This is a genomic window from Achromobacter piechaudii NBRC 102461 (assembly GCF_001571245.1).
GTDB lineage: Bacteria > Pseudomonadota > Gammaproteobacteria > Burkholderiales > Burkholderiaceae_B > Achromobacter > Achromobacter piechaudii.
In genome coordinates, this window is record NZ_BCTK01000014.1 from 149,779 (window position 1) to 161,611 (window position 11,833).

10 protein-coding genes are annotated in these 11,833 nt (G+C 67.0%); 6 read left to right on the forward strand and 4 right to left on the reverse strand.

What is annotated here, in order from left to right; translation table 11 throughout:
• Nucleotides 1-52: 52 nt before the first annotated feature.
• Genes API01S_RS25415 through API01S_RS25425 form a run of 3 tightly spaced genes read right to left on the reverse strand, consistent with a single transcriptional unit; the run spans nucleotide 53 to nucleotide 4,653 of the window.
• Nucleotides 53-2,545, reverse strand: a complete 2,493-nt coding sequence (locus API01S_RS25415) for a branched-chain amino acid ABC transporter ATP-binding protein/permease (protein WP_061306462.1) — start codon at nucleotides 2,543-2,545, stop codon at nucleotides 53-55.
• Complete coding sequence (locus tag API01S_RS25420; protein WP_006216388.1) at nucleotides 2,545-3,423, reverse strand: branched-chain amino acid ABC transporter permease; 879 nt, start codon at nucleotides 3,421-3,423, stop codon at nucleotides 2,545-2,547. The genes API01S_RS25415 and API01S_RS25420 overlap by 1 nt, the downstream gene beginning before the upstream one ends.
• Nucleotides 3,424-3,462: 39 nt before the next feature.
• Nucleotides 3,463-4,653, reverse strand: coding sequence for an ABC transporter substrate-binding protein (locus API01S_RS25425; protein WP_061306463.1), 1,191 nt, complete (start codon nucleotides 4,651-4,653; stop codon nucleotides 3,463-3,465).
• Nucleotides 4,654-4,884: 231 nt separating this feature from the next.
• Between API01S_RS25425 and API01S_RS25430 the strand changes: the two genes are divergently transcribed.
• The 3 genes from API01S_RS25430 to API01S_RS25440 all read left to right on the forward strand — a co-directional run bounded on the left by API01S_RS25430 (nucleotide 4,885) and on the right by API01S_RS25440 (nucleotide 7,340).
• Nucleotides 4,885-5,847, forward strand: a complete 963-nt coding sequence (locus API01S_RS25430; RefSeq protein ID WP_061306464.1) for a polysaccharide deacetylase family protein — start codon at nucleotides 4,885-4,887, stop codon at nucleotides 5,845-5,847.
• 79 nt (nucleotides 5,848-5,926) lie between these two features.
• Nucleotides 5,927-6,697 carry a GntR family transcriptional regulator gene (locus tag API01S_RS25435; RefSeq protein ID WP_061306465.1) on the forward strand — a complete coding sequence of 257 codons (771 nt, stop codon included), beginning with the start codon at nucleotides 5,927-5,929 and terminating at the stop codon, nucleotides 6,695-6,697.
• A 1-nt stretch (nucleotide 6,698) separates the two neighbouring features.
• A complete protein-coding gene (locus API01S_RS25440; RefSeq protein ID WP_006216383.1) occupies nucleotides 6,699-7,340 on the forward strand; it encodes a flavin reductase family protein in 642 nt (213 codons plus the stop codon).
• A 178-nt stretch (nucleotides 7,341-7,518) separates the two neighbouring features.
• On the opposite strand, the gene API01S_RS25445 is transcribed toward API01S_RS25440, so the two are convergent.
• The gene (locus tag API01S_RS25445) at nucleotides 7,519-8,442 is read right to left on the reverse strand and encodes a LysR family transcriptional regulator (protein ID WP_061306466.1); all 924 of its coding nucleotides are present in this window, start codon (nucleotides 8,440-8,442) and stop codon (nucleotides 7,519-7,521) included.
• Between the two features lie 154 nt (nucleotides 8,443-8,596).
• On the opposite strand from API01S_RS25445, the gene API01S_RS25450 reads away from it, so the two are divergent.
• The 3 genes from API01S_RS25450 (at nucleotide 8,597) to leuD (ending at nucleotide 11,820) form a co-directional block, all read left to right on the forward strand.
• Complete coding sequence (locus tag API01S_RS25450) at nucleotides 8,597-9,580, forward strand: tripartite tricarboxylate transporter substrate binding protein (RefSeq protein ID WP_061306467.1); 984 nt, start codon at nucleotides 8,597-8,599, stop codon at nucleotides 9,578-9,580.
• Between the two features lie 165 nt (nucleotides 9,581-9,745).
• On the forward strand, nucleotides 9,746-11,167 hold the full coding sequence (gene leuC, locus API01S_RS25455; RefSeq protein WP_061306468.1) for a 3-isopropylmalate dehydratase large subunit: 1,422 nt from the start codon (nucleotides 9,746-9,748) through the stop codon (nucleotides 11,165-11,167).
• Nucleotides 11,164-11,820 carry a 3-isopropylmalate dehydratase small subunit gene (leuD, locus tag API01S_RS25460; protein ID WP_061306469.1) on the forward strand — a complete coding sequence of 219 codons (657 nt, stop codon included), beginning with the start codon at nucleotides 11,164-11,166 and terminating at the stop codon, nucleotides 11,818-11,820. Before leuC ends, leuD begins: the two co-directional genes overlap by 4 nt.
• Nucleotides 11,821-11,833 lie beyond the last annotated feature (13 nt).

Consider the following 11,833-nt stretch of genomic DNA (forward strand, 5'->3'; position numbering starts at 1 on the left):
CTGATGCGTTTGCAACGCGCGATCGTGCCCGCGCCGCGTCCTCTCCCGCCCGCTACGCGCCCAGATACGCGCGCGCCAGCGCGCCGTCCTGCGCGATGTCCGCCGCCGTGCCCTGCGCCGCCACGCGGCCGGACTCCAGCACATAAGCGCGGTCGGCCAGCGACAGGGCCAGCGCCGCCATCTGATCCACCAGCAGAATGGTCATGGATTCCGCGCGCAGGCGATCCAGCGCTTCGAACAGCTCGTCGATGATCTTGGGCGCCAGGCCCAGCGACGGCTCATCCAGCAGCAGGATCAGCGGCTTGGACATCAGCCCGCGCGCAATCGCCAGCATCTGCTGTTCGCCGCCCGACAACAGGCCCGCGCGCTGATGCAGGCGTTCGCGCAGGCGCGGGAAGCGCGTCAGCATTTCCTCTACGCGCGCCTCGCGGTCGCGCGGATGCAGGAATGCGCCCAGACGGATGTTGTCCAGCACGCTCAAGCCGGGAAACACCTGCCGCCCCTCCGGCACCAGCACCAGTCCGCGCGCGACGATACGGTCGGCGGCCAGGCCGTTGAGCTCGGTCCCTTGCAGATGCATGCCGCCTTGCGCGGGCCGATGCAGCCCGGCCAGCGTGCGCATCAATGTCGATTTGCCCGCTCCGTTTGCACCCAGCAACGCCACCATCTCGCCTTGCCGAACTTGCAGGTCGATGCCATGCAGCACCGGGTTTGCGCCGTAGCCGGTGACGAGATTGCCCACGCCCAGCACTTCGGGCGGCAGCGTCGCGCCGGCCGGCCGCTGCCGCGCGGTGGGGGCGTTGCGCGCGCTCTCATCGCCCAGATAGGCCTGACGCACGGCGGGCGATTGCTGGATCTGCGCAGGATTGCCCTTAGCCAGTTCGCGGCCCGCATCGATGGCGACGATGTGATCCGAGACACCCATCACCAGCGCCATGTCGTGCTCGACCAGCAGCACGCCGGCGCCCGCATCGGCGATGCGCCGCAGCAGCCCGGCCAGGCGCGTCTTGTCCTCGCGGGAAAGACCGGCGGCGGGTTCGTCCATCAGCAGGATGTCGGCGTCGGTGGCCAGCGCGCGGGCAATCTCGACCAGACGTCGATCCACGTGCGGCAGGTCGGCGGCCGGCGCGTTGAGCGCGCCTTCGTAGCCGCAGAACGCCAGCAGGGCGCGCGCGCGTTCGCGCACGTCGGGCGCGAGGTAGCGGCGTGAGCCCAGCAAGCCGCCCAGCCGGCCGCGCACCATGCCCAGCGCCACGTTGTCTTCGACCGTCAAGGTGTCGAACAACTGCGAGGTCTGGTAGGTGCGGCCGATGCCGCTGCGCGCCACGCGATAGGCGGGCAGCGCGGCCAGCGGCGCGTCGCCCAGCGCCACTGTGCCGGCCGTGGGCTGGTAGTAGCCACTGAGCATGTTGATGACGGTGGACTTGCCCGCGCCATTGGGTCCGATCAGCGCCGTGACGGCCGCGGGGGGCACGTCAAACGAAACGGATTGCACCGCGCGCACGCCGCCGAACGTCATGGTCAGCGCGTCCGCGCGCAGCACGCGTCGCGCCCGTCCGGCCGCCGACATGCCGCCGCCTGCGCGTGGGGCCAACTCTTGGCCCGCGCCATTGCGACGCCAGCGCGACAGCAAGCCCGCCACGCCATCCGGCGCGGCCCACAACACCACCAGCAGGAAGGCGCCGAAGAACAGCAGCCGGTATTCCTCAAGGCTGGACAGCAGCTCGGGCAACAGCCCCACCACCACCGCGCCCAGCAAGGGGCCCGCCAGCGACCCCGCGCCGCCCAGCGTCACCGCCAGCACGAACAGGATCGACTGCATGAAGTTGAAGTTGTGCGGCGTGATCATGCCCGCCTGCGGCGCATACAGCCCTCCCGCCAGGCCCACCACGGCTGCCGACACCATGAACGCCACGGTCTTCACCATTAGCGGATTGATGCCGATGGATTCGCTGGCGGTCTCGCTGTCCTTGACCGCGCGCATCGCCGCGCCCCAGGTTCCGCGCGACAGCAGCGCATACGCGGCCAAGGCCACGAACACCGCAACGATGGCCAGCATCGCCACGCCCCGGTCGCCGCCTATGCCGGCAAGCGAGGGCTGCACAATGCCCATCAAGCCGTTCTGGCCGCCCGTGACGTCGCCGCCTTCGATCAGCGCGTGTTCCACGATGAAGCCGAACGCGATGGTGATCATCGCCAGGTAAGGCCCTTTGACGCGCAGCGCCGGCAAGGCCAGCAACAGGCCGGCCGCACCCGCCACGACGGCTGCGGCCGGCCAGGCCAGCCAGAAGCTCCAACCCGCCTGGCCCGTCAGGATGGCCACGGTGTACGCGCCGATGGCGTAAAAGCCCGCATGGCCGAATGACATCTGCCCGGTCAATCCCAGCAGCACGTTCAGGCCGATGCCGGCCAGCGCCAGCAACGCCACATTGCCCAGCACGAACACGTAGTAGCCGTTGACGGTGGCGGCCAAAACCAGGGCGGCCACGGCCAGCAGCGCATAGAGCGCCAGCGGTAGCCAGCGCGATGCAAGTCGCTTATTCATCAGACCTTCCTGACATCGGCGCGGCCGAAGAGTCCATTGGGACGCACGGCCAGCATGACGATCACCAGCGTGAAGCTGATGATCTGGGTGTATCCGGAGCCCAGCGCCACGGTGATCAGCGCTTCGACCACGCCAAACAGCAGGCCCGCGATCATCACGCCCCAGGCGCTGGTGATGCCGCCCAGGATGGCGACCACGTAGGCTTTCAGCCCGAACAACGTGCCCATGTCCGCCTGCACGTTGAACAGGGGCGCGACCAATGCGCCCGCCACGCCCGCGAACAACGTGGACACGGCGAACGCGGCCATGATGGCGTGGCGCACGGGGATGCCCATGAGGCGCGCGGCGTTCGGGTTCTGCACCACCGCCAGTAGCGCCACGCCCCAGCGCGTGCGGCGCGACAAGGTATGCAGCGCCGCCGCCAGCGCCAAGCCCACCAGCGGGATCAGCAGTTGCAGCGGGTAGATGCCCAGCCCCAGGCCGCCGATTTCAAGCGGGGCCTGGGCCAGCGGTGACGGCAGGCTGCGCGGTTCCTTGCCGAACGTGAACATCACGACGTTGTCCAGCACGATGCCCAGCGCCACCGTCGACATCAGCCACGCGTTCGAGCCCCGGCTGGCGAACGGCCGTACCGCCAGCCGCTCGACCACCAGGCCATACACGCCGCACAACACCAGCGCCAGCAGCAGCGCGGGCGCAAGCGGCCAGCCCAGCGTCTGCGCAAACGTGTAGGTCAGCACGGCGCCCAACATCATGGAACTGCCCTGGGCAAAATTCACCGTCCCCGACACGGCGTAGGTCAGGTAGAAGCCCAGGGCCATCAGCCCGTACATGCTTCCCAGACCCAGGCCGCTGACTATGGCGGACATCAACAACATGCGCGTCTCCCGCGTGATTCGTTCGCTTGACCGCGTCGCTTATTGCGCGCCCTTGACGGGCAGGATGCGGTTGTCGATGAACTGCGTCCACACGTAGTCGTTCTCGCGCAGCGCATCGTGCGAGGCCGGCGTGAAGGGCTGCTCGTAGGTCTTGATCAGGCCGTCGTACTTGCCGATCTTGTAGAAGCCCTGGCGTACCGCGTCGCCATCGGTCGAACCGGCCTGTGCAATCGCCAGCGCCGCCAGCTGCATGCCGTCATAGGCGTTGGCCACGCCCACGGCCGGGGTGATGTCCTGCGGGCCCTTGATGTCGGAATACTTGGTCTTGAGCGCCTGCATCACCTTGTCGCCCACCGGCCCTTGCTTGCCGAAGAAGCTGTAGGTCTGCACGAAGTGCACATTCTTGGCGTTGGGGCCGGCCAGCTCCGTGAAGCGGCCACCGGCGGGGCCCCAGTGCGAGACGATCGGCACCTTCCAGCCCATGCGGTCCAGCGACTTCACCACCTGCGCCGACGGGCCCACGTTGCCCACCAGGAACAGCGTGTCCGCGCCGGCCGCCTTCAGGCGGCTCAGTTGCGGCACCACGTCCAGGTCATTGGGCTGGAATTTTTCGGTGCCGGCCGCCGTGAGCTTGGCGCTGGCCAACGCGGCGTTCAGTCCTTTTTCGTTGGACTCGCCCCAGGGGTTGTTCACCAGGATCAGGCCGGGCTTGGCGGTTTGGAACGTCTTTTGCGCGTACTGGACCATCGCGCTGTCCACGATTTCGTCCATCGCCGACACGCGGAACACGAAGTTCGGATTGCCCTTGTTCTGCGTGATGGCGGTGCCTGCGGCCCACGGGCCCATGAAGGGCACTTTCTCTTGATTCACGATGGGCACGATCGCCATTGACACGGGCGTGTCCAGGCCGCCGAACAGCACGGCAACCTTCTCCTTGAAGATCAGTTCGCGCGCGGCGGCCATGCCCTTGGCGGGATTGCCTTCGTCATCGCGGCGCACCAGCACGACCTGGCGCCCATCGAGCAGGCCGCCCTTGGCGTTGATCTCGTCGATGGCGATCGTCATGCCGCGCGTCAGCGCTTCGCCTGCGCGGGCCGATTCCCCCGACAGCGCGGTGATCAGGCCGATCTTGATCGGATCGGCGGCAAGCGCCGGTTGCAGGGCGAAGCCGGCCGAGAAGAGGGCGGCGGCGGTGGCGCGAAGCAGAAAGGAACGGCGGGTCGGGACCATCGGGGCACTCCTGAAAAAGTGGAACGGATCTTGCATGGGGATAAGGGCTGCTTGCGTAGCCCATGCAAGATCCATGCCACCCGTGCCCAGCCGGCCCGGAGTCGCGGCGATCGCTCTGCCGCACGGGGATATGCAGCGTCTTTGAGCGTGGTTTGTCTGCGTCAAAGCTTGGTTTTGTTTCCAAAGCGACCGAAATTTTGTTAACAATCATGCATCAGGATTTGCACCAAAATGAATCCAACCTTGCTTGCAAGCACTAATCCGGGGCGTGACGACGTCCCCGCGTGGACGCCCGACGCGCTGGCCTGCCATGGCCGTTTCGCGTATCAGGGCATCGCCGGCCGGCCCGACTACGTCTGGCCCAACGGCGCGCGCCTGGCCGTCTACCTGGGTTTCAACATCGAGCACTTCGCGTTTGGGGAAGGGCTGGGGGCCGAACTGGGCCCGGCATCGCCGCATCCCGACGTGCTGAACTACGCCTGGCGTGAATACGGCAACCGGGTCGGCGCGTGGCGCTGCCTGGAGCTGTTCGACCAGTTGCGCCTGCCCGCTGGCGTACTGATCAACACCGCGCTGTATGACCATTGCCCGGAACTGATCGATGCGTTCCACGCGCGCGGCGATGAATTGATCGGCCACGGCTTCAGCAACGCGCATCGGCAGGGCGGCTTGTCCGAGGACGACGAAAGCGCATTGCTGGCGCATTGCCGCGACCGCATCGAGCGGCACGCCGGGAAGGCCCCGGCGGGCTGGTTGTCGCCGTGGATATCGGAAAGCCGCGCGACCCCCGACTTGCTGGCCGAATCCGGCTACCGCTATACGCTGAATTGGTGCCATGACGACCAGCCCATGCGCATGCGCACCCGCGCGGGCGACCTGTGGGCCATCCCGTATCCGCAGGAGCTGAACGACATTCCGATGATCATGGGCCGCAAGATGGACGCGCGCGACTTTGCCGATATGATCCTCGATCAGTTCGAGGAAATGCGTGCGCAGTCCGCTCGCCAGCCGCTGGTGATGGGCATCGCGCTGCATCCCTACATCGTCGGGCAGCCGTATCGATTGCGTCACCTGCGGCGGGCGCTGGAACCACTGGCCGCCGCGCGTGACCGGGGCGAAATCTGGTTCACCACGCCTGGCGACATCTACCGCCACGTGGACAGCTTGCCGCCCGAGGTGATCGCCCGGCTGTAATGGCCGGGCCGTCATCGTGCTTATCCGTCGCCTTGTCCCGTTCCTCTGCCCGCCTTGCCCTTTATTGCCAGAGTCCAGCATGCCCACCCGAAAGACCGCCAAGCCCCGCGCCAAGCCCGCCACCCGTGACAAGATCGACCCGCCGCCCACCGTGGCGGCCGTTCCTGCCGAGGGCGCGCCCGACAACGACATGGAACGCCGCATCTGCGAAGCGGTGTATGAAAGCGTGATGAGTCAGCGGCTCACGCCCGGCACGAAGCTGCCGGAAGCGGCCATCTGCGAATTGTTTGGCGTGTCGCGCTCGGTGGCGCGCAAGGCCTTGCAGCGGCTGGCGCACGAGCACGTGGTGGACCTGCATCACAACCGCGGCGCCGTCGTGGCCGAGCCCACGCCCGAAGACACGCGCCAGATCTTCCAGGCGCGCCGCGCGCTGGAAGCGGCGCTCTTGCCGCTGGCCGTCGCACGCGCGACCAAGGCCGACTACGCCTCGCTGCGCAAGCAGTTGCGCGACGAGCACGCCTTGCTGCATCGCGCGGGCCAGCCCGCCTGGGCGCGCCAGGCCAGCGCCTTTCACGTTCGGCTGGGCGAACTTTCGGGCAACGCCATCCTGCACGGCTACCTGGCGGAACTGGTGTCGCGCTGCTCCTTGATCGTGGCGCTGTACGAACCGCCCGGCAATGCGGCGTGCGAACACGGCGAACACGTGTCGATCGTCGACCTGATGGAACGCGGCGAGGTGGCCGAAGCCGTGAAGATCAATGACAACCACCTGGCGGACCTGGAGCGGCGCATCAGCCTTGAGCGCCCGCAGCCCGCGCAAACCCTTGCCCAGATGCTGGGATTGGCCTGATATGGAAATCGATTTCGACGCAATCACCGAGTACCAGCGCTACAAGCTGATGGCCAGCCTGATCGTGCCCCGGCCCATCGCGCTGATCACCACCTTGTCGGACACCGGCGTGGTCAACGCCGCGCCGTTCAGCATGTTCAACATGCTGGGCGAGGACCCGCCCATCGTCATGGTCAGCATCAACCGCCTGGAAGACGGCGGCTTGAAGGACACGGCGCGCAACATCGCGCGCGACAAGGAATTCGTGGTGCACCTGACCGACGAAGCCATGGCCGAAAAAATGCACCGCTGCGGCGACCGCCTGCCGGCCGACATCAGCGAGCTGGCCCACGCCGGCCTGGACGCCGCGCCCAGCCATCACGTCAAGCCGCCGCGCATCGTGCAGGCGCCCGTGGCGTTCGAATGCACGCTGTACGAAACCATGGAAACCGCCAGCCGCCAGATCTTCATCGGCCAGGTCCGCTGGCTGCACGCACGCGATGGCCTGATCGACACTGAAACCTGGCGCGTGCGATTGCAAGACTACTTCCCGGTGGGGCGATTCGGCGCAAGCTTCTACGTCACCACGCGCGACCGCTACGCCATCGGCGCGGCCGACGCCCCGGCAGGGACGTCGGCGAGTACGGCGATTGATGAAATTTGAGCTGCCATGCCAGCGGACATGTGCATCAGCTTCGTTAGCTATTCCACGCGCCGCTGTTCGGCAAGGATGTCTTCCAGCGTTCGCTGGTGCCCGTGGTCATTTTGTGGCCCTCGGGCATCAATATCGCTCGAGTCTAAATCTTTTGTCGCCCTGGGGCTACAAAAGGGTGCTCATTTTGTCACCAACAGCCGCCGCCCGCCCCAGCCCCCTTCAAATGCCGCGCAAAGCGTTGCGCCAGGAACTCTACGAAGGCCACCGTCTTGGCGGGCAGGTTCAGGCGTTCCGGGTATAGCGCGTGGATGTCGGCGGGCGGGGTGCGCCAGTCGGACAGCACTTCACGCAGCCGGCCTTCGCGCAGATAGGCGGCGGTTTCCCATTCCGAGCGCATGACGATGCCGTGGCCGTCCAGCGCCCATTCCAGCGCGCTTTGGCCGTCGTTGGAACTGACCGGCCCGCGCACTTTGACGGTTTCGGCGCGTTGGCCGGCTTGCAGCCGCCAGGTGCCGTAGGCGACGTCGTTCTCGCGCACGACGATGCAGCGGTGCCGTTGCAGGTCGCCCGGCGTGCGGGGTTCGCCGTAGGTGTCCAGGTAGCGCGGCGAGGCGCATAGCAGCCTGCGGTTCGAAGCGATCTTGCGGGCGGTGAGCCGGGCGTCGGGCATGTCGCCAAACCGCACGGCGACGTCGAAGCCTTCTTCGATCAGGTTCAGCGGCCGGTCGGTCAGGCGCATCAGCACTTCGACGTCGGGATACTGACGCGCGAAATCCGACACGGCGGGCACGATGTGCGCGCGGCCAAAACCAAAGGTGGCGTTCAGCCGCAGCAAGCCCTGAGGTTGGGCGCGGGCGCTGGATACCGAGCGTTCCAGCGCTTCCAGGTCCGCCAGGATGCGGCCGCCTTCGGCAAGGTACAGCTCGCCTTCCTGCGTCACGCTGACGCGGCGCGTGGTGCGGTTCAGCAACCGCACGCCCAGCCGCTGTTCCAGACGGGCCAGCCGCGCGCTGATGGCGGGCGGCGTCAGGCCCAGCTCGCGGGCGGTGGCGGACAGATTGCCGTGCTTGACCACCAGCGAGAAGAAAGCGAGATCGGAAAGTGCGTCCATGGCCTATACGCGCCCACGCGCCTATTTATAAATTCAATTTAATAAAGATTTAGTTTTACCGCGAATTATAAGAATCGAACCGGCTTATACACTGGCCTTTCCCATATAGAGCCGCGCGGGGCGTTCCTGACGTGGTCCACCGAGGAGACAAACAATGAAATTCACACCTGTCGCCCGTGCCTGGTGCGCGGCCCTTGCCATCGGAACCTGTTGGACATTTCCGGCTGGCGCCGCCGACGCATTTCCCGACCGCGCCATCACGCTGGTCGTGCCGTTCGCGCCGGGCGGCAGCGTGGACATCGCCGCGCGGCTGATCTCTGACGCGTGGGCGCGCGCGCTCGGGCAGAGCGTGATCGTCGAAAACCGTGCGGGCGCGTCGGGCAACATCGGCATGGCTGCCGTCGCGCGTGCGCAGCCCAATGGCTACACGCTGGCCATCAACACCATGTCGCTCGCCATCAATCCGGCGCTGTTCAAGGACATGCCGTTCGACACGAAGAAAGACCTGCGTTCGGTGGGCACGGTGGGCACCTCGCAGCATGTGCTGACGGTGACCAACACCTTGCCCGTGGCCAACGTCAGTGAACTGCTGGCCTACGTGCGCGCGCGTCCCGCCAACGATCTGAGCTTCGGCTCGGCCGGCACGGGCAGCACCTTCCATATGGCGGCGGAGCTGTTCAAGTCGGTGTCCAAGACTCAGATCCTGCACGTGCCGTACAAGGGCGGCGGTCCGGCCATGGTGGACACCATCAGCGGACAGGTGCAGATGAGCTTTCCGGTGCTATCCGCCGCCAAGCCGCAGGTGGACGGCAAGAAGCTGCGCGCGTTGGGGGTGACCGGCACGACGCGTTCGCCGCTGCTGCCCGACGTGCCGACCATCGCGGAATCCGGCCTGCCCGGCTATGAATTCAATACGTGGTTCGTCGTCAGCGCGCCGGCGGGCACGCCGCAGCCGGTGATCGACACGCTGAACGCGAAGCTGGCCCAGGCGCTGCAATCGCCCGAGCTGAAGGCGCGCATGCAGCGCGAAGGGTTTGACCCGCTGGTCTCTACGCCCGCCAAGACGGATGACATGGTGGCAGCCGAAATGACGCGCTGGGCCGGCGTCGTGAAAGACGCCGGCATCGAGGCCAACTGATTTCGGATTGTTGGATCTCGGGACCTTTGATTTTCTGGCCCGCTGATGCAGCGCCATCGATGCGGCGCTGCCGACGGCGGGCCAGCCACTGCAATGACATCGCAAGACGCGCCCGCATCAGGCGGGCGACCGGATTCAGGCAAGCAAGACACAAGGAAGCAAGACATGCCCGGCATGACGCTGTACGACAAACTGGTGGCCAGCCATGAGGTGGCCCGCATCGACGACGAGCACATCCTGCTGTACGTCGATCTGCACATCATGAACGAGTACACCAGCCCGCAAGCCTTCAGCGGATTGGCCGCGCGCGGCAGGGCCGTGCTGCGGCCGGGCCAGCAGATGGCGGTGGTGGACCACATCATTCCCACCCATCCCGTGCCGTCGGCGTTGCGGGTGATCGCCGATGAGGCGTCGTCGCGGCAGGCGCTCAACCTGAAACGCAATTGCGACGCGCAGCGCATTGCCCTGTTCGACACGACCGACCCGTTGCAAGGCATCGAACATGTGATCGCGCCTGAACACGGCATGATCCTGCCCGGCATGGTGGTGTTGTGCGGCGATAGCCATACGACCACCTATGGCGCGTTGGGGGCGTTGGGCTTTGGCATCGGCACGTCCGAAGTCGAACACATTCTGGCCACGCAGACGCTGGTGTATCGCGTGGCGCGCAACATGCGCATCCGCGTCGATGGGACGTTGGGCGCGGGCGTGTCCGCCAAGGATCTGGTCATCTACGTGGTGCATCGGATCGGCGCGCAGGGCGCGCGCGGACACGCGGTGGAATACTGCGGGACGGCCATCGACGCCTTGTCCGCCGAAGCCCGCATGACGCTATGCAATATGACGGTGGAGGCTGGCGCGCGCGCGGCGCTGATCGCGCCGGACGCCACGACCGACGCCTACGTGACGGCACGCGCTGCCCAACTTCACGGTGACTCGCTGGCGCAGGCGCGCGATTACTGGGCCACGCTGCGCACGGACGATGGGGCGCGCTTCGATGCCGAACACGTCTTCGACGCCGCCGACATCGCGCCCTTCGTGACCTGGGGCACCAGCCCCGATCAAGCCGTGCCCGTGACCGGGCATGTGCCCGACCCGCTCGCCGAACCCGACCAGCTGGCGCGCCTGGCGCTGCAAAAGGCCATCGATTACATCGGCCTGGCAGCCGGTGCGCCGATTGCCGGTGTGCCCGTGGACCGCGTGTTCATCGGCTCCTGCACCAACGGACGCATCGAGGACCTGCGGGTGGTGGCGGATCTTGCGCGCGGCCGGAAGGTGGCGGCCGGCGTGCGCGCCATGGTCGTGCCCGGCTCGGGCGCGGTGCGCGCGCAGGCCGAAGCCGAAGGGCTGGCGGCGCTGCTGATCGAAGCCGGCTTCGAGTGGCGCCAACCTGGCTGTTCGATGTGCCTGGCCATGAATGACGACGTGCTGCGGCCGGGCGAGCGCTGCGCATCCACCACCAACCGCAATTTCGAAGGCCGCCAGGGACGGGCAGGGCGCACGCACCTGATGAGCCCCGCGATGGCCGCCGCCGCCGCACTGAGCGGCCGCATCGTCGATGTCCGTGACTGGAGCCACACGCAATGAATCCGCTGATCGAGGGCATCGCCGCGCCGCTGCCGTTTTCCAATCTGGACACCGACCAGATCATGCCCAAGCAGTTTCTGCGCATCATCGACAAGGCCGGGCTGGACCAGGGCCTGCTGTATGACCTGCGCTTTGATGAGCACGGCGCGCCGCGCCCCGGCTTCGTGCTGAACCAGGCGGCGTATGCCGCCGCTTCGGTGCTGGTGGCCGGCCCGAACTTTGGCTGCGGTTCGAGCCGCGAGCACGCGGTCTGGGGCTTGCAGCAGTTCGGTATCCGCGCCGTGATCGCGCCCAGCTTTGGCGAGATCTTCTACTTCAACGCGGTGAACAACGGGCTGCTGCTGGTCAGCTTGGCGGCGCCCGAGGTCGACGCGCTGCTCGCGCGGGTGTCCAATACGCAGCAGCCGGACGCCAACCGCGTGTCCATCGACGTCATGGCGGGGCAGGTGCGCGCCGCCGACGGGTGGACGGCGGGCTTCGCCTTGCCGGAACGCCATCGCCGCATGTACGCGCAGGGCCAGGACATGGTGGGCGCGTCGCTGTCGCAACTGCCCGAGGTCGAGCGGTTCGAGGCGGCGCACTGGGCGCGTCATCCGTGGATGAAGGATGTGGCGCGCATTGTGCGCGACCGGCTGGACAACACGGGGCGCTGACCCCAGGGAGGCA